15 protein-coding genes and 2 tRNA genes are annotated in these 19,092 nt (G+C 43.0%); 5 read left to right on the plus strand and 12 right to left on the minus strand.

Annotated features, from left to right (window positions below; translation table 11 throughout):
- Positions 1-2: 2 nt before the first annotated feature.
- The 11 genes from tadA to IKL48_01500 form a co-directional block, all read right to left on the minus strand.
- On the minus strand, positions 3-1,733 hold the full coding sequence (gene tadA, locus IKL48_01450) for a Flp pilus assembly complex ATPase component TadA (GenBank protein ID MBR3603350.1): 1,731 nt from the start codon (positions 1,731-1,733) through the stop codon (positions 3-5).
- A gap of 108 nt (positions 1,734-1,841) precedes the next feature.
- A complete protein-coding gene (locus tag IKL48_01455; GenBank protein MBR3603351.1) occupies positions 1,842-3,437 on the minus strand; it encodes a hypothetical protein in 1,596 nt (531 codons plus the stop codon).
- A gap of 29 nt (positions 3,438-3,466) precedes the next feature.
- A complete protein-coding gene (locus tag IKL48_01460; GenBank protein MBR3603352.1) occupies positions 3,467-4,312 on the minus strand; it encodes a hypothetical protein in 846 nt (281 codons plus the stop codon).
- The gene (locus IKL48_01465; GenBank protein ID MBR3603353.1) at positions 4,309-4,950 is read right to left on the minus strand and encodes a hypothetical protein; all 642 of its coding nucleotides are present in this window, start codon (positions 4,948-4,950) and stop codon (positions 4,309-4,311) included. The genes IKL48_01460 and IKL48_01465 overlap by 4 nt, the downstream gene beginning before the upstream one ends.
- On the minus strand, positions 4,947-6,557 hold the full coding sequence (locus IKL48_01470) for a hypothetical protein (protein ID MBR3603354.1): 1,611 nt from the start codon (positions 6,555-6,557) through the stop codon (positions 4,947-4,949). Before IKL48_01470 ends, IKL48_01465 begins: the two co-directional genes overlap by 4 nt.
- Positions 6,558-6,589: 32 nt before the next feature.
- A complete protein-coding gene (locus IKL48_01475; GenBank protein MBR3603355.1) occupies positions 6,590-8,377 on the minus strand; it encodes a hypothetical protein in 1,788 nt (595 codons plus the stop codon).
- Between the two features lie 180 nt (positions 8,378-8,557).
- Entirely contained in the window at positions 8,558-11,164 is a 2,607-nt protein-coding gene (locus IKL48_01480; GenBank protein MBR3603356.1) for an O-antigen ligase family protein, read from the minus strand.
- A 111-nt stretch (positions 11,165-11,275) separates the two neighbouring features.
- Complete coding sequence (locus tag IKL48_01485; GenBank protein MBR3603357.1) at positions 11,276-11,572, minus strand: hypothetical protein; 297 nt, start codon at positions 11,570-11,572, stop codon at positions 11,276-11,278.
- A 271-nt stretch (positions 11,573-11,843) separates the two neighbouring features.
- Entirely contained in the window at positions 11,844-13,133 is a 1,290-nt protein-coding gene (gene tig / locus IKL48_01490) for a trigger factor (GenBank protein ID MBR3603358.1), read from the minus strand.
- 31 nt (positions 13,134-13,164) lie between these two features.
- Positions 13,165-13,246, minus strand: a tRNA-Leu gene (locus IKL48_01495).
- Between the two features lie 21 nt (positions 13,247-13,267).
- Positions 13,268-13,340, minus strand: a tRNA-Lys gene (locus IKL48_01500).
- 200 nt (positions 13,341-13,540) lie between these two features.
- Here IKL48_01500 and IKL48_01505 point away from each other — a divergent pair.
- The gene (locus IKL48_01505) at positions 13,541-15,508 is read left to right on the plus strand and encodes a DUF885 family protein (protein ID MBR3603359.1); all 1,968 of its coding nucleotides are present in this window, start codon (positions 13,541-13,543) and stop codon (positions 15,506-15,508) included.
- A 42-nt stretch (positions 15,509-15,550) separates the two neighbouring features.
- Here the strand turns inward: IKL48_01505 and IKL48_01510 are convergent, their stop codons facing one another.
- Entirely contained in the window at positions 15,551-16,294 is a 744-nt protein-coding gene (locus IKL48_01510; GenBank protein ID MBR3603360.1) for a magnesium transporter, read from the minus strand.
- A gap of 93 nt (positions 16,295-16,387) precedes the next feature.
- On the opposite strand from IKL48_01510, the gene IKL48_01515 reads away from it, so the two are divergent.
- From IKL48_01515 to IKL48_01530, 4 genes are all read left to right on the plus strand, one after another.
- On the plus strand, positions 16,388-17,554 hold the full coding sequence (locus IKL48_01515; GenBank protein ID MBR3603361.1) for an ATP-binding protein: 1,167 nt from the start codon (positions 16,388-16,390) through the stop codon (positions 17,552-17,554).
- On the plus strand, positions 17,551-18,021 hold the full coding sequence (locus tag IKL48_01520; protein ID MBR3603362.1) for a prepilin-type N-terminal cleavage/methylation domain-containing protein: 471 nt from the start codon (positions 17,551-17,553) through the stop codon (positions 18,019-18,021). The genes IKL48_01515 and IKL48_01520 overlap by 4 nt, the downstream gene beginning before the upstream one ends.
- 64 nt (positions 18,022-18,085) lie before the next feature.
- Positions 18,086-18,913, plus strand: coding sequence for a 3-deoxy-8-phosphooctulonate synthase (gene kdsA, locus IKL48_01525; protein MBR3603363.1), 828 nt, complete (start codon positions 18,086-18,088; stop codon positions 18,911-18,913).
- 8 nt (positions 18,914-18,921) lie between these two features.
- Positions 18,922-19,089: a hypothetical protein gene (locus IKL48_01530; GenBank protein MBR3603364.1), complete on the plus strand. Its 168-nt coding sequence runs from the start codon at positions 18,922-18,924 to the stop codon at positions 19,087-19,089.
- Positions 19,090-19,092: the final 3 nt, after the last annotated feature.

Genomic DNA, 19,092 nt, shown 5'->3' on the forward strand with positions numbered 1-19,092 from the left:
TTTTATTCATCAGTCGTAATACTCAAGATTTCCTCAATGGTTGTCAAACCTTTCACCACTTTTCTCCAACCATTTCCACGCAAGTTCAATGCGCCACTTCTATCAATGGCTCGGCGCATCTCCACCAAGTCTTGCGTTTTATAAATAATATTGCGCACTTCTTCATTGATACGATACACTTCATAAATAGCACGTCGGCCCATAAACCCTGTACCCACACATTTGGGGCAACCCACTGAACGGTAAAAAGTCCAAGTGTTGGCCTCTTTCGGATTGAAATGACCTTCCGTAATAATTTTCGCAATAATACCCGGATCAGGGCGATAAGGAACTTTACAATACGGACACAAAATACGCACCAAACGTTGTGCCGCCACCAAAGCCAAAGAGCTGGACAACAAGAACGGCTCCATCCCCATATCAATCAAACGGGGAATGGCACCCAAGGCTTCGTTGGTGTGCAAAGTGGAAAGCACCAAGTGACCTGTCAAAGCAGCTTTCAAACAGGCTTCTGCCGTTTCGTTATCACGCACCTCACCTACCAGAATTACGTCCGGATCTTGACGCAAGAACGAACGCAGACCCGCCGCAAATGTTAAACCAATTTGCGGTTTCACCTGTACTTGGCTGATACCGGCTAGTTTATATTCCACAGGATCTTCCAGCGTCATAAAGTTGAGTTCCGGTGTACGAATGGTGGTAAGCACCGCGTTTAACGTGGTGGATTTACCAGAACCGGTAGGACCGGTCAAGAAAATCAAACCATGAGGTAAGTTGGCCGCTTCCAAGAAGGCCTTTTTCTGCTCTGGTTCAAACCCGAGTTTGTCTACATTCATTTCACCGGTACCGCGGTCCAAAATACGAAGTACCAATTTTTCACCATATACGGCCGGACATACAGACACACGCACTTCAATAGCGCGGTTTTGATACTTAATACCAAAACTACCGTCCTGAGGCAAACGTTTTTCGGCGATATCAAGTTTAGATAAAATTTTAATACGTGAAATAATGGCTGATAAAGAGTCTTTATTAGGCGGAGTACGTTCGTACAAAGACCCGTCAATGCGGAAACGCAAACTCACGCGCTCGTCAAACATTTCCAAGTGAATATCAGAGGTACGCTCCGCGATGGCTTGCTTCAAAATGGCGTTTACCAATTTAACGTTCTGAGAAGAATTGGCAGAGGTTTTATCCAAATCGAGCGCACCGGAAACCTGCACGTCTTCTTCAGAGGCTGTTTGCCCGGCCCCCTTGTCTTTTTCTGCTTCATTTACTACTTCTTCCAAGAGGTTTTTATTACCGTAGAAAACGTCAATTACCGATAAAATTTGGCTCTTACTGGCAATAAACGGTTGTACCTCACGTCCCACCATCATGCGGATATTGTCCATCAAGAATAAGTTCGTAGGATCAAAAAAAGCCGCAGCCAACTCATTATCCTCAATAAACAAAGGAACTACTAAATTTTCACGAGCAAACTTTTCAGGAATCAACTTTTGCAAATCTTGATCCCGTTCCGGATTTAAAATACCGTTTTCTTTGCAAGCGTAAGGGAGAGAATGATGTTTTGCACGGGCAGACGTCACCTGTTCTTCCGTTGCAAATCCAAACGAAACCAACGCTTCGCCAACACTCACGTTATTTTGGCGTGCGTACAGTTCAGCTCTTTTCAGTTGTTCATCGGACAGGGTCCCCTGTTCCACTAAAATATCACCCAGTTCTTTTGCCATTATTCTTTCCTTTACGCTTTCAATCTAAATTGCTTATTTCCAGCTTGCCCCCTTTTTTCATGATGAGCAAAGGGGGCAAGGCATTTTCTAAAACTGCTTTTTTAATGCTTACTCCGCCAAGATGGTCGGGGTAATAAAGATCACTAAGTCCGTTGTGCTCTTGGATTTAGAACGGCTGGTGAACAACCAACCCAATATGGGGATATCACCAAGCAAGGGCACTTTGCGGGTTTGATCTGTTTCACGAGATGTCAACAAACCACCGATAACCACTGTTTGACCGTTTTTCACGCGAACAAGCGTAGAAGCGGCACGAGTGGTGGTATCTTTGGTATTATCGAAACCGGAGCTGACTACGTCAGAGTAAGAAGGTTGTACATATAAAGTGACATAACCTTCACGGTTTACCTGCGGGGTCACTTGTAAGGTCAAACCTACACGTTTTCTTTCCGCAGATTGGGTGGACATACCCGTATCACCGCTGCCGGACACAGATTGCGTAATACCTACTGTGGCATCGGTAGAAGTGGTGATAGTAGCGGTTTTGTTATTCAAGGTGACCACTTTGGGTTTACCTAAGTATTTGGCTTCACCGCGAGTCAACAAACTTCTCAATACAATTTTGAAAGCAGAGAAGTCCAAAATACCGCCTTCACTTTCGCCTTCGCCATTGCTGGAGGAACTGCTGCTGGAACCGCCACCGCTGCCGGAACCGCTGCCGCCATTATTTAAATCATTAGTGCTGGGGAAAATCCAATCCCATCCATGAATATCTTGTTTATTACCTTCGCCATCCACAGAGAAACCGCGCATAAATTCAGAAGTCACTTGACGTTTCGGACCTGTGAAAGATACAATCGTACCGTCACCGGCACCATATTCAAAGCCCAAGCTCAAACCGCTGGTCTTGCTGACTTCGACAATTTGTGCTTCAATCAAGATTTGGGGCGGTTTAATATCCAACTCTGCCAAAATATTTTCAACCTGAGAAAATACTTCCGCCACGTCCGTAATAATGAGTTTGTTGGTTCTGGGATCAACGGCAATACGGCCCACAGGAGACAACATGCTCTTTACGATGCCGATAATTTCAGCCGTACCGGAATAAGCATCTCCACCGGTATTTCCGCCAGCAGCAGTACCGCTGTCGCTAGAACCGCCACCGAAAGAAGATCCGGCCGCGCTGGAAACGTCCTGAGACATAATGTTGCTCATTTCGCTAGACGGAGAGCCAATGGACTGTAAGGAAATATAACTCAACGTATAAATCTTAGTAATCGTATCCGGAGCATCATTAGAACGTTTGGTGACCACATAACTGTCACTTTTACCAATGCGCTGATACGTTAAACCATGCACGCGAAGCAAGGTATCCAAAGCTTCACGGACTGTCACTTTAGTCAGAGAAGCGGTCACCTTTTTATTGGCAAACTCTTCGCTCATGATAAAGTTAATCTGGGCTTGAGTCGTAATACTGTTGAGGAAGGCCGATATGGGTACGTTAGAAACGCGAATGGACACTTTGCGGTCCAACGGAGAAGCAACTTCCGTTTCTTTGTACAAGTCCGGCTCCCCGGCCAACTTTACGGTTTCTTCAGCCGAGATAGTGGTAGCCTCTGCCACAGCATTTTGGGCTGCAACAGGAAGGGCACTTGTTCCGGCCGCTAAAAGCAAAGCCAGAAAAACTCCTAACCGATTTTTCATCTATCCTCCTATAATATAAACAGCTAATCTTACTTCAGTTGTACTTTCTTTGTAAATTTTTGACCTTTGTATGTAAATACAACGGACTCCGGCAATACTTGTACGATACGAGCACCCAACACCGTACTTCCAACACCATACACTCTATCACCGATAAATACTTCCTGTCCGATAATACCATTGATGCGGATTTTACCGCGAATCTCACGAGAAGGATCACGCAAACGCTCCAACTCCAGCTGACGCTGACGTTCAATTTCGGCCAAACGTTGACGTTCTTCTTCAATTTTACGTTGACGTTCTGCCTCTATGGCACGCAAACGTTCTTCTTCACGATGTTTCAACAACAAGGTATCATCAACAGAAAGGGTCGGGTCTCTATCCGTAGGCGGATTAAATAAGACCTTAATTTCTTTTTTCTCCGGCTCTTGCGCCAATTCCGGATTGGTTTCTCTGGCAGGTTCAAATTTTTCTTCTACCTTTTCGGTAGCGGATGCCACTACCACCGGCTCCGCCACTACGGTAGAGGAAGCCAATGTTTCCCCCGTAGTAGCAGGCAACAGATTTTCAACGGCTATATTTTCCGCATTCACTTTGGCTGCAGCCTCCGTGACGGGAGGAACCGTTTTTGTTTTGGCAGCGGATTTTTTCTTCTTTTTAGAAGAAGTTTTTTTAGGAGCTGCTACAGGGGCAACCTCCGGTTTTACTTCTGCAGGAGCATCTGTTAAAACGGTCGGAATCTGTGAATCTTCTAAAACGTTTTCTTCCGTTGGAAGTTCCAAATCAGGCACTTCCGGCGCAACATCTACTGCAGCAAAAAGATGCTGTGAAGCAAAGACAACCGCTAAGGTCAAAAAGAAACTAACTTTTCTCATTTTTTACCTCCCTTTTTAGTGTCTTTTTTAGCATCTTTAAATAAACTCTTGGCCACTTTTTCCTTCGGGAAAATGGTGTTAATAGTCATACTGACCTCATTTTCTCCTAAAATTTCATTATTCTTTTTCAGAGAAAATTCAGAAACTTTCAAATATTCTTCCCTATTTTCAATATTTGCTAACAATTGTCCTAACTGATTATACGTAAGTGTCGCACTCATGGGAATGCTTACTACCGTATAACCGGCATTGGTAGTGTTTTCGCTTTGTTCAGAGCCCAAACTCGGAGTAATGCCAGAATCACGAGATACAGCCACAATCTGGCTTAACAACCAATCGTTCTTGGCTTCCATATCCGGGAAACGAGGCTCTAATTTTAAAAGTTTTTCCTTGTTAGCCAGATACTCTTTTTCGCTTTTTTGCTGTGTGCGAACAGCCTCTATCTGACCGTGTATCTTTGTATCTTGTTTTTGTAAATTTTGGCTATAATAACGGAATCCCAAAAAAACAATCACAATCACTACGGCTTGCTTAAGAAACAACTTAAAATTGCCTTCCTCAGCAACTACCTTAATATCATTTAGACCTTTTTTAATAGACTCAAGGATTTTGTTGGGTTTTTTTACACCTTTGCTCATTTTTTCGCCCCTCCTTGACCACAAGTAAACACGAAAGAGGTTTCCTTCTTTGTTTTTTCTTCGTACTTTTTAGATTTACTCTTTTTAGTAGCAGAATCCTCTAAGGCTAAATCCTTATATTTGATTTCACCCGTCGTGCCGCACAAATCCTTAATAGCAGGTTGTTCCAACAGATTATTTCTAAACACACGTCCGAGTGCCAAATCTCTATCAGAGTTGCCTGTTTTCACCGAGCCTTCCAACACCAAACTACGGTCATTTTTATTTTTGGAAGGAAACTCCTCTTGATAGGAGATACTGGTAAGCCACACATCTTCCGGAATGGCCGCCACAATATCTATCAACAAAGGTGTAGCCGGAACATTTTGCAGTAGTTGTTCCAAATTTTTATTTTGAGTTTTCAGTTTACTTAAATTGCTCTGAATTTGAGATGCCGTAAGGCCCTCAAAATCAGAAATCAATTTCTTACTTTGGCGTTTGGCAGCAACTAAATCTTTTTTGCTGTTTTCCACTTTCCACCAAACTTTACCCAATAACAACAGGAACACCAGCACAACAAGCCCGGTAATTTTCCAAGCCATCAAACCAGCATTAAACTCATACTCGCTTAAACGATTACGTTTAATAAAGTCCAAGTCCGGCGTTTTGGAGTCATAAAACTTCATGCTGGCTCCAATGGCCGCTATCTCTCCTGCAGATTTGGTTTCAATACCATAGACTTCTTTTAAATTCCATTTGCGAACCGGCTTTTTGGATTCTGCTTCCAACAACGGAGTCCAGTTATCCATATCGCCACCCATAATAACGGCTTCTTCAAAGGGGTCTTTTTCTAATTGTTTGGCCACAAACTCCGTACAATTAGAAATTTCCAAACGACGGCGTTCCACCGGTAAAAAGCCTGCGATTTCTACCTCACGCATCAATACCGGCATATTATGATTGGTAAAGATAAAATTAGCCCAGTTTTGCCCGAAGAAAGAATAGATTCTGCCGCTATCTCCTACCGCTTCTTTATCGCTCTCGCAAAATGCCCGACTCAAAGAAAGCGGAGAAGTTTCAATGGCAACCGGATCTAAACCGACAGATTTTAATCCTTTTTCCAATCTTTCTACAATCGTTTTAGGAGTCATCGTAAAGATAACACCCAAACGTTTTTGCTTGGTAGCGGCCGTTTCAAACTCATACACGTGGTAAGCGTAATGAGTTTTTTCAAAAGGGAAATGAATGTATTTGCGAGCTTGCAGAGGGATAGCCTCTTTCCAGTGCTTTCGCTCTATCATCGTCGGAATTACAAAGTGACGAAGAATGGAAAAAGACGGGGCCAAAGAAACTACCACCTTCCTGCCGTCCCACTTCTTTTTAGCGGCAACTTTCGTCAAAGCATCCAACCAGTTTTCCGCCGCAAAGAAACCGTCGTTTAGTTCCAGCGGTTTTAATTGGCTTCGGTCCACAGAAGAAACGGGAACACGCAACAAAGACTCCAAGACGATACCGCCGTCTTTTCGGCTACTTTGTGCTATGTACATTTCATCTAGGCCTATGTAAAGCCCCAACGCTTCCGGATGGGCTTTCATATTTTTGCCTATCAAAGTTTCTGCAATACTCATATTAAACCCTTTTGTATTTTTCTAAAAACAAATTAATATTGTTCAAACGGCATATCGTACGGATTGTTAACCCCTTGTGCCGGTACTTGGTGTTGAGTGGCGGCATACGGATCAGACACGCCATAATCATTGGCAGGTACATTCGGCACAGCAGCGGCAGCCGGTTCAGCAGGCAAAGAATCTGCTAACGGGGCCTCTACTTCCGGCTCAGCTACCACCGGTGTTTCTTCTTTAACGGGATTTACCATCGTACGTCCGGGACGAGTCCACAAACGAGCCGTTTTATAATCCAAATTTTCTTTTACAGTTGCTTTCGATTGAGATTTTTGAGAGCAAGCCACTTCTACTTGGCGACGAAGAGTACGCTTTCCACCCTGTACATCCGTAGCCGTCAAAACCAACGTATACGTGCCACAGGCCAATTCAGGTCCGATCACGCCTTTTCTTCCGTTCCACAGTACTTGGTGATAAACCGGGGCATATCCTTCCAATTGGCGTACCACGTAATAAGTACCGTTGTCAGCGTGTTGAATAATCTGGAATAACCAATTGTCAATCGGCTCCACCGTTTCAATGACGGAAAAGTCCAACACAAAGGCTTCACCGGAAGCAGGATCAATCTTGTTGCTGACCGGAACAACCGCCATGCTCAACATCGGCAATTTATTGACAGAAGCGGCTTCCGGTACAGAGGCCGGCAATTCGGCATCAAAATCAAAAACAATGGACACACCGTCTAAATTGGCAAATTTAGCAGGAGGCTCTTGATCAAACAAGCCCATATTGTAGCTCAATTTACCGGAAGATAAACCTTTGTGCACCAAATAAGAGTTCAAGGCCATTGCTTGGCGGATACCGGCCAAAGTAATATTATCGGTATAAGAACCCGGAGGCAAAATAGTGTAGCCAGCACCTTGCGTCAAAGCCAACAAGGCATAAACATCATCCAACACCGGCAAAGATTCAGAACGGAATTTATATCCGTTGAACAAAACTTCACTGTCAATATCGATAGCATCCGGCAATCCGTTGCGGAAATACACTCTTACACCCGGTGTTTTTTCCAAACGGGCAAGCACAGCCGTTTTCATACTGTCTATTTTTTGGTTGGTATAAATCTGACGTGCTCTTAAAGCAGACGGAGAAGTTAAATCATTAAACGTAGAAGTAGAGGTGGCAGCTTCTTCCGCTACATCTTCTTCATCGGTTTGGACTGCCGCTACTTCGTCAGCCTCAGTTTCCGCTTCTTCATCCTCTTCATCTTCTTCCTCTGCTTCAGCGATGAGAGCAGCTTGCAATTTTTGTTGTTCTTTCTGTTGGGCGGCCAATTCTTCGTCTAACTGAGCCTGCAAAGCAAGAGCATCAGCCTGAGCTTGGGCTTTTTGAGCAACCACTGCTTCCGCTTGTTCTTCTACTGCTTCTTCCACCTCTTCAGCAGCTTCTTCTACTTCTTCTTCTATAGCGGCGGCTTCAGCTTCTAATTGCGCTTGCAAAACTGCCGGATCTTGACCCGGTTCCAAACGTTGCTCAACCCCTTCTTTAAAGTTTACATCTACTTCTATGGGATCTTGAATCCCCCCCATACGGCTGTGAATCAAATTGATGTATTGATTGGCTTCATCAGCTTGAGTACGGGAACCATTGACCAAAACTTCAATCAAATATTCCATGGCTTCTTCGTCCTTGTTTTGGGCGTAAAGCTCTTTACCTTTTTCTAATTGTTTGGCCGCAGAAGCAGCAAACAAAGCAGGACCGCCGGCCAAAATAAAGGCCAGCAGGGTGACGAGAAATTTCACTTTCATTGTATTTAATATTTTCATAGACTAGTCGAGTGCCCCTTGTTTAATTCAACAACATACACACTTCATTATATCAATTTACATTTCTTTGTAAAGCAATTTACACGCGAAAAAACGGGTGCATGCACCCCATAAAGATTATTAGAGCAAAAAAACACATCTTCTTGCAAGAGGATTTTTTACTTTTTCTTTGAACATTTTTTATTTCCCTTCCAAACGCTCCAATCGACGGGTAGCCGTTTGATTTTGAGGATAATAAAACAATACGTTGTTTAGATATTTTTTAGCATTTTCAAGGTCTTCTGCCTGTTGCAGCAGGGAAGACAGTGCCAAATTGGCTGATAAATCTTCCGGGTGGTTTTGCAAAATACTTTCTAACAGTTCTTTGGATTTAATATCATTTCCCGTCAACATGAAATATCGCGCCAGCAAGATAGAGCCATTGGTGTCTTGCGGATAAAGTTGCACATATTGTTCCAATTGACTGCGCAATTTTTTAAGTTTGGCACGAGAAGAACCTTGAATATTATTCACCTGATCGTAATATTGTTGCAATTGTTTCGCTTGCGACAAAATTTCCGGTTTTTCTTCTTCCTTCCCGTATAATTTAGACAATCTCTTTAGCAATGATTTATCTAAAGTATCAATCGTCAATGCCTTTTTGTAAACGGTTTTGGCATATTCTTTTTCGCCGCGTTTTAAATAAATATCCCCCACATCATGCCACAAACTGGTATCATACGGAAACAAATCCAATCCTCTTTCTAAAATAGTCATTGTTTCTTCATCGGAGTAAATCACATCTTCCCGCACCAATTTACCCAATGTTTCATAGGCAGCTAAGTTAAAAGGATCCAAACGCAATGTTTCCCTTAAATACCGCACAGACTTGGCATTATCTTTCGATCCCAAAGCCGCGATAGCAGCATGATAATAGACTTGATCATAATAAGCCGCCGCGGAGATCGATTTTTCAAACGTTTGCAGCGCATCAGCATATTTCTGCTGAGAAAGCAGTAAATTGCCCAATTTAAAACCGGCTTCCGTATTGGCGGGATAGAGTTTAAGGGCATAGGACAAATCTTTTTCCGCTTGGGCTGTCTGCTGATTAGCCATACTTTTTTGACCGCGAAAAGAATGAAATTGACTAGCCAACACAATCCCCTGCCAGGCGGCAATTCCTACCGTTAAAGCCAAAATAGACAAAGCCACCGTTTTCGTCACAGGGTTAGCAGAAACTTCAATATTGGTTTCGGCACGCCCCACACCGCTTACTTCCGCCCCTACAATCCACCAAAAAATAAATGCAGGCACAACCGTATGCAAAGAGATATTAAGCATATTGTCAGCCAACATTGCCAATATACCACAGAACAATGCCTGCAAAAGTTGCTTTTTATCTCCTTCTTTTTTGCGCGCGGCAAAATCGCGCACTTCCAAAAACAGAACCATAAACATAAAAAGGAATAACCCCACCCCTACGATACCGCCTTGCGCTAACTGAAAAAAGATTTCATTATGCGGAGAATTGGTGACCGTTTTCAACTCACGCAAATTAGGGTGTGAAAGTAATGTTTGCGGTTGTGTACGAGCAAAAGCCGTTTGGAAATTCCCCAAACCGGCACCCATGACAGGACGATTTAAAAAGATTTCTTTAGAAACGTCCCACATATACAAACGTTGATGTAAAGAAGTAAAAATTTTATCACGAGAAATATCCAATGTAATACTGGCCGGGGACACTTGGCTCACTTCTGCTACGCGGTTAACCAAGGCATCGCGAGAACTTTGCACAAATACCGGTAAATACGTCACCGCTACCCCCAATACAACCAACCAAAACACACGTCCTTTACGCTGCCAAATCAAACTGCGCAATGTACCAAACATCCACATCATCACTAGCCCCACACAGGCGGCTATCCAACAAGAACGGCAAAGCCCAAAGGACAAATAAAACAGATAAACCAATACCAAAAATCCGTACACACAAATATCTTTTCGGCTTTCGGTACGCATATAATATACCAGCAACGCAGGTAATAACATCACAACAAAAGAAGACAAGAAATTAGGATTTCCAAAAGTAGAAAATGCTTTACTGGCAAACTGTTGCATATCAAACGGCCACAAAAGATCCAGCCCAAACCCTTGAAAAACGCCATACATACATGCCAAGGCACAAGCCACAAAACTCAATACCAACACATTTTCCTGTGTTAGTTTACTCAATACGCGCGTGCCCAGCCAAATTCCCACTATCCACAACACCAAGCCATACCAATCAAAAATATGCGCCCAAAAACCATCGCCGGAGATATGCGTTTTAAGTTGAGGCAACAACAACCACAAGGCCCCCCATCCGATAAACAATAGAATGTAATTGGTCTTGCTTTCAATAACGCCGCTGAAAACTACATTTTTACTAATTACATAAGCCCCTAAAGCCACTATCAATAAGAGGGACCCGAAATCCAACAAATTATAAAACAAAGTTTGGCGCAAATATTGAGGGGCCGCCGATACTGCTGAAAGCCAACTTACGGCTGCAGCCAAGATGTAAATGACAAAAGCCAAATCAAAAAAAGTACGCGTAAAATTAATATGCCCCGCCCGCAAAAACCGCACGGCAGACACCCCATACATAGCAGCTAACAATATATACAAAAGCACACTTTGTACGGTAAAAGGATTGGAGGTTAAATCGGTAAAGAAAAGCAGCGGAACCGCCAAAAAACAAGCAGACAGTAGCGCACGCATAATTTTGATATAAGGTCCTTCGGCGACGGTTTTGGTAAGTTGGAACATAAAAAATCTCCCTTTTTTAATCAAGGTTTTTTATATTGTAGTTTTTTTGAAGAAAAAGGCAAAATTTTTTACCTCCCCCGCAGAATAGCAGGGGGTTAAAAAAAGGAAGTTTTATTTAATACGGGTGTAAGGATCGTCGCAAAGAGAACGGCAAATGCCAATAAATCGCAAAATGCACCAAAGCACGATGACGGCAAGAAGTATTTTTCCGGCCAAGGGATGAGCTTGGTAAAAACGCATAAATAAGCAGATTATTACCATTACCAAAATCACTAACACCACACCCACAAATTTAAGCCCGGCTAGGCTGGCGTTTCTGATAACAGGCACACCGCCGCGGCGCCAAGGCACCATAATAATGGGTAAACGTTGCACAAGGCCACTCGTCCATAAGAAAAATAGTTTCATAGATTTACTCCACAATTAGTGTACTTTATTTTACCTTAAATTTTATCCAAAAAACAGATGCACCCTTTTCCCACCCATAGCGCAACCAACTTATCGTGGCCACACTTAGCAAAAAGAGGGACCCGCTCACGCGGCCCCCCTGAGGTTAAACTAATTGCTCTTAAACCGTTAAAGCAAATAGTTTTTCGCCTTTCGGCAAAATTTTAAAACTTCGTTAGACAATCTATCCCGCACCCAAAGATGCGGGATAGAATTTATAGCATTTTACAGATTATTTTACAACGGCTTGTTCTTTGAGGAAGTCAAAAACTTTGCGTTCATTCAAAGTGGCCAAGATATGCTCTTTGCGTTCTTCGAAGAAAGCGCGGATTTTCTTTTCGTCTTCCTTGTTTTTGGCATTGGTGGTTAAACTCTTGTCCAACTCGGCTTGCCAATCGGCTTGCGTGGCTTGCAAATTTTCTTTTTTAGCAATAGCGTGAATGATATAACCTACGCGCAAGTCTTTTTCCACCGTAGGGCGAATGCGTTCTTCAAAACTTTTGCGTTGTTCGGCGGAAAGTTGTTCCGGTTTCATTTGAGTGACATTGCGCACAAAGTTATTTAAAGAACTGTCAGTATATTCTTGTACCAACGTTTCGGGCAAAGCAAACTCATTGGTTTTCACCAAGTGAGCCTCAATTTGAGCCACCAAGTCACGGGCGGAGTTTTCTTTGGCTTCGGCATTCATACCTTCTTGCACGCGCGCTTTTAAGGCTTCTAAATTATCAAAACCCATATCTTTGGCAAAACTATCGTCCAAAGTAGGCATAATTTTGTTTTTGATATCATCTACGATAACGTGGAAAGATAAAGTATCTTCGCCTTCTTTTACTTCATAATCTTTCGTATCGCCTTTTTTAAGACCTAAAATATTTTGGGCCAATTCAGGCATGGTTTGCGGAGCGGCCATATCAATCAGTTCGCTATCGGCGCTGAGTTTGTAATCGTCTTGACCGTTGCGTTTGCCTTTGTACTGTACTACAGCATACACTTTATCATCAATAACGGCACCTTCGGCAGCACTTTCCAAACGGGCATTTCCTTCTAAAATACGTTGCAACTGTGCATTCACTTCTTCTTCGGTAGCGGTTTCCGGTTTTTTGGTCACTTCAATACCTTTGTAGTCTTTTACGTCAAATTCCGGAGCCACATCAATAGCCAATTCAAAGCTAAAGGCTTTACCATCGTTAAAGGAAGCAAAATCGGCTTTGGTCAAAGAGGGCAAGGTGACAGGATTTAATTTGGTTTGTTCCAACGCGGCAGAGATGGCACTCTTAACGGCCAAATCCAAAGCGCGTTCTTTAATATGTCCGGCAAAATTTTGTTTTACTAAATCAAGGGGTACTTTTCCAGCGCGAAAACCTTGCATTTGGGCGCGAGACTGCACTTGTACAGCGGCGTTTTGAAAAGCTTTGGTGATTAATTCGGGGGTGGCTTCTACACTTAAAGTGACACGGCAACCTTCTTTAGATAATTGTTTGGCATTTACTTCGCCCGCCGCGGCGGTCTTAAAAATAGACATGATGTTCAGCTCCTTAATATCAACAACAAAGTAGACGGAGAGGGACTTGAACCCTCAAGGGTTTCCCCACACGCTCCTAAGGCGTGCGCGTATACCAATTCCGCCATCCGTCCATCTTTGTCTTTTAGAAAATGTGGGCCATGTGAGGCTCGAACTCACGACCTTACGCTTAAGAGGCGTCTGCTCTACCAACTGAGCTAATGGCCCTAAATTAGGATAATTAGATTATAGCAAAAAAAGAGCGGCAGCGGAGCAATAAGATTATGCTCAGGTACTGCCAACACAGATATTTTAACATATTTTTGATATATCTAGCAAAGCCTATCGTTGCAAACATATTTTTACCTTGCACCTATATCAAAATTAGATATAATAGACTCTATCAATATTATAAATTGAGGTCATGCATGAAAAAATTACTTTGTAGCTTACTTAGTTTATCTTTGCTTACTGCTCCGGCAGCGCAAGCGATAGACTTGGGCGACTTTGACAACATTGACGCCATCATGGAAGACAATGCCCTCACCGACACCGCCAACCGGTACGGTTCTATCCAGTTGTCTTTCTTTCCGGAGCTTGCCACTCGCTTAGGGTTTGAATCGGCAAACAACCAACTAGACCAACGCGATCCAGAACGAGATGCGCAGGCCTTACGTGCCTATAATGTTGTGGAAGAATCTTTTGCAGATGTCGACCGCAACAGCCTTTCTGAAGCCAAAAAAACGGAATATGATATTTTGAAAGGCCGTTTAGCCTACGATCATTGGAACTTAAACAGAAATCGTTCCTCTCAAGATCCTTTACTGTATGCACAAGTATTTGATGCCATTTATGATTTGCGCTTGAAACAACTGAACTATCAGGATTTGCAAGACCGCGATTTGACAGCCCGCGTCAATGCTTTGGTGACTACAGCTGAACAAGCTCAAAGAAATTTGGCCAATCCGCCTTCTTTCTTGGCTCAGTTGGCTATGGAAAAAGCCTATTATGCTTATCTGTCTTTTGAGGAGGTTGCTCAGTACTTGCTTTCTCGTGCCAAAGACGATGTGACCCGCAATCAAGCCCGCACCGATACTCGCGAGGCAAAAAAGGCCATTAAAAGTATGTTTGATCTTTTTAAACGCTTGGCGCAAGAAAATCAAGAGCAGGATTTCCGTTTGGGAGCAAAAAACTATTTTTTCATCCTAAACAATCTCTATTTTATCAACGAAAAACCGCGCACGTTGGAAAAACTTTTGGAAAAGAATTTTCTTTCCGCACAACAAAATTTAGCCAAAGCCTTAGAAGCCTTTGCCTTGCCTGAAACGGAAGAAGAAACATTGCTGGAAAATATCCATGTGCCCGGTGAAGAAACTGCAGAAGCAGAAGGCGTCACCGTCAGCAGTATTGATGCAGAAAATCCGGAAGAAATTGTGGCTGAAGAATCCGTTGAAGCAAAACCTGTTAAAAAGGAAAAGAAGAAAAAGAAAAACAAAAAAGAACCCTTGATAAAAGCCTCTTCTTTTTATAGTATTGCTCAGCGGTTAACCGAAGGTGTGAAAAATCAAGATTTTGTAGCCGCTCTTAACAAAGAGTCTGCCAACTTGATTAAATTCTTCATTCAAGACGATACCTTGCCCGTATCCGGCGTTAAATTTTACGTAAAACAAATGCCTTCCTATTATGCCTATTTGCAGCCATACCGTTTTATGGCTCCTTTTGGCACTCAAGGAAATCCCGTTTATGATTTCTTCTTACGTGTACCCTCCGGCAATGAAAGCACTAAGCAAGAAATGCTCAACCGCGATTTCAACTTGCCTACATTAAAACTCTTGATGGCAGGTCAGTTGGTGCCCGGTTTGGCTTATCATGCCACGTATAGCACCCCCAATTTGTCCTCCTTCCGCAAAATGTATCCTGTTGATACCTTGAAAAACGGTTGGGAAGTGTACGCACAGCATTTAGCCAGCGAACGCGGATATATCATCACCGATGAAGAACTTTTATTCTTGGCTTGGGCCGATTATGTACGCGCCGCACAAGCATTGGTGGACTATCGGCTGCATACCGAAGAATACACTTACGGACAAGCCTTGTCTTGGTTAACAGAGCAACACGGTTTTGAAAAAACTCAAGCAGAAAGTATGCTCAAACAAGTGGCCGCTCAGCCGGCACAAGCCATTAGCTACATTTACGGCTATGAGGTGCTTAAGAATCTACGCGCTAAATACCAAAAGAAACAAGGTAAAAAATTCTCATTAGGTGACTTTCATTCCAAAGTCATGGAAGTTGGGTATATCCCTGCTGACCGGTTGGAAGCGGAAATGGAAAATGCTTATAAACTAGAAAAAACCAAGTTAACACAAGCCTTATCCACTCCGTTCTATTTAAAATAAAAAACCCCCCGCTGATGCGGGGGTTTTTTAAATCAAAAAAATCTAAAACCAACCAAAACGTTTCTTGGCAGGGATAGGCGCTACCGCGTGAGTATTGCCCAGCACCCCCAGCAGTATCCCGGCCTGATCCACTACCGCCACTAAGGGTTGCCCTTGATCCAAGATGGCTTGCGCTTTTTCTGCCGGCTGCTCCGGCAACAAAGCCTGAGCCTCACTCATTACAGAGCCTGCCGTAGAAACGGGCGCATAAAAAGCCAACTCTGCCGTACGAATAAATCCTTTTAATTTGCCATTCTTATCAGTGACAAAACAGGCCGTCGGCAATTTTTTGCGCGGTAATGTTTTAAGTTTTTCCACAATATCGGAAAGTTTATTATCTGTACGAAAAGACAAAAAATCCGTACTCATCATCGCAGCGGCACTGCCTTCTTTCCACGCAGAAGATTTCTCCAACAACTGCACAAAATGCGTCGGAAGCAGTGTTTTCATTTTTTCCCGTTGAGGTACAGAAAAAGCAGAAAAAATTTCAGCTGCTTTTCTTACCTCTAAACGGGCCAACACATGGGCCCCTTGTCTGGCAGGCAAACGGCGCAAAATAGCGGCCGCTTTATCGGCCTGCATCGGATTTAAACATAAAACCATATACTCCGCTTTCAAAGGTTTTAAAAGTTGCACCGCTTCATGCGTAGCCAACCCTGCCAGCGCTTTGGCGGCAGATTCGGCAGACGCGGAAATAAACTTTTCCGTTATCCAAGAAGTTAGATTTGTGTTTGTTGTGTTTATCATATATTTAAATTACAACTTTAAAAAAAACCTGTTTTTATTATAATAAATATTAAAGGGGTTGCGCCGCAGACGAGCGCCCGACAAGGGGGACCTATGTTTTTTGATAAGCCTGTAAATGATTTAACTTTCGAGGACGTGGTGGCTTTTTGCCAAAAGCAAATTCCGGAAGGAAAGCAACTTGATTACAAATACCTTCTCCCCAAAAACAAAGAAAAATTTGCCAAAGTTATCGCTTCTTTTGCCAACGCGATGGGCGGTACGGTGATTATCGGCGTTAATGATGATAAAAACGACAAACCCCGCGCGCCCTTTATCGGTATTGCTTATCATGAAAAAATGCGAAATACCATTGAAGACATTATCCAAACTTATATTGATCCCATTGTTTTTGTAGATGTAAATATTTGTGTCAATAAAACGGGGGATCGTATGTTTGTAGTAGTCAACATTCCGCAAAGTAATTTAACCCCCCACCTGGTGGGAAAACTTAAACGCACCTATATCCGCACCGGGCAAAGTAGTCGGCCGGAGGTGATCGCCCACCCCGAAAAATTACCCTGGCTTTTAGACCATCGCAAAAAATCAGAAAACTTACGTCATATTCTTTATGACAAAGCAGAAAGCCATTTTGAAAACTATTTAAAAACTAAAAATGTAAACTCGCAAGGGCTTTCGGTAGCCACGCTTTCACTCATGCCGCATTATCCGGAGGAACCGTTGACTGATTATCGTCAACTTCCGGAATTAATTTACGCATGCAAAAATTGTTCCCCCATTCAACAAAGTATAACCTTACAACCGGTGCAAGACGGTTTGGCCGCCATAGAAGGTGCGCGCGGAGTACATCGTTTGGTAGAGTTTAATTCCTATGGACTCATAATGGATAAATGGAGTGTGGCGGAAACTTTGCAATTTAACGGGCATGATTGCTTAGGGGTTGACTTTGAAAAATTAGCCCAACGAACCGCCGAGTTTTTTCAATGTGCTTTAATTTTCTTAAACAAACTCTCCTTTGGCGGTCCTTTATATTTTAGATTCAAAATGAATAATACGCGCGGTCTGCGCGCTCATTTAGCCAACAATACGGCTACTGTTTTAGAAGATTATATCCGCATGGACGAAGTGTATAACATTACCGAAATTTCGGCCCGTTTACCGGAAATTTTATATAAAACTTTGCAGGCGGCGGCATGGTCTTTGGGATTAAGACTCAGTGAAACAGAAATGCAAACCCTTATCGAACGCATGATCAAAAAATGAAAAAAGGCTTTACAATGATAGAATTGTTGGTCGTAGTATTGGTTATTGCCGTTTTGACGGCAATAGCAGTCCCCTATTATCAAAATGCCGTACAAAGTGCCCGAAACAGCGAGGCGATGATTTGGTGGGGGCAGGTAAAAAGATTTGGTTCTTTTAAATCCATGAATGAAGACCGCGCTCAAAGAATGGAGCGTTCTGCCAATGAACGTTTGAAAAATTTTTCATTACAAATCACCTGTGTAGAAAAAGAGACCGATTCTTCTCAACCTTGCTGGGAGGCTACGTTAACATTGAAAAAGCCCAACCAACCTATTCAATATTTTCTCACCACTCAAAATAACTTTAAAGAAATTCTGTGCGTCCCTTTGAACAATGCCGGAGAAAACTTCTGTCAAATCCAATCCGGACACGAAGAAGGCCCCAATGCCCTATCAGGCGACAAACCTGCCTACATTTTGCATAACTAACCCTTTCGGACACGCGTAAGGAAATACCTATAGAAAAACGGCTTAAATTTGCTATGATGTATATATGCAAAAAACAGTTAAAGTAGGTTCTATCAAAATTTCAAATCAACTCCCGCTGGTCTTTATGGCGGGCACGTGCGTCATAGAAGGTGAAAAACATTATATTGACACCGTCAAAACCCTACAAAAAAATATTGCCAAAACAGGACACCCCTACATTTTAAAAGCATCTTTTGACAAAGCCAACCGCACTTCTTTAAGTGCCTATCGCGGGCCGGGCTTAGCCAAAGGTTTGGATATTTTAGAAAAAGCCAAAAAAATCACTGGCCTGCCCTTAGTAGTAGATGTGCATGAACCATGGCAAGCCGAAGAAGCTGCCAAAGTGGCAGACATGTTGCAAATTCCTGCTTTTTTGTGCCGCCAAACAGATTTAGTGCTTGCTTGTGCCGCTACCGGCAAAGCCGTTAATATCAAAAAAGGCCAGTTTTTAGCACCGGCAGCGATGGAGCAAGTGATTAAAAAAATTGAATCCGAAGGAAACCATAATATTTTGCTGACAGAACGTGGGGCCAGCTTCGGTTATGGAGACCTAATTGTGGATATGCGTTCTTTGGAAATCATGAAACAATTTGGCTATCCTGTGATTTTTGATGCCACCCACTCCGTACAAAAACCCGGTGCCTTAGGTTCTGCCACCGGCGGAAATAGTGCGTTGGCTCCCATTTTGGCCAAAGCAGCCGTAGCCTTAGGCATTGCCGGTGTGTTTTTTGAAGCGCACCCCAACCCCAAAGAGGCTTTGTCTGACGGGCCCAACTCATTAGATATGAAGCAATCTGCCCAAATGGTCAAACAACTTTGTGCCATTGACGAAGTAGTTAAAAAATTTAAATAGGTAAAAACATGGCAAATACTTTTCCCCCCACCATCGGTTGGTATTTAAAAGTATTAGCCATTCTGTTGATGTTTTGTGTGGCGGCATTTTTCGCTTTGTCTTTTGCCTTTAAAAAATTGCCGACGCCTTATCAACCCCACCAGCCTTCGGCTGAAATTACCCCGTGGCTAAGTTAGAGG

This window comes from Elusimicrobiaceae bacterium (assembly GCA_017520185.1).
GTDB lineage: Bacteria > Elusimicrobiota > Elusimicrobia > Elusimicrobiales > Elusimicrobiaceae > Avelusimicrobium.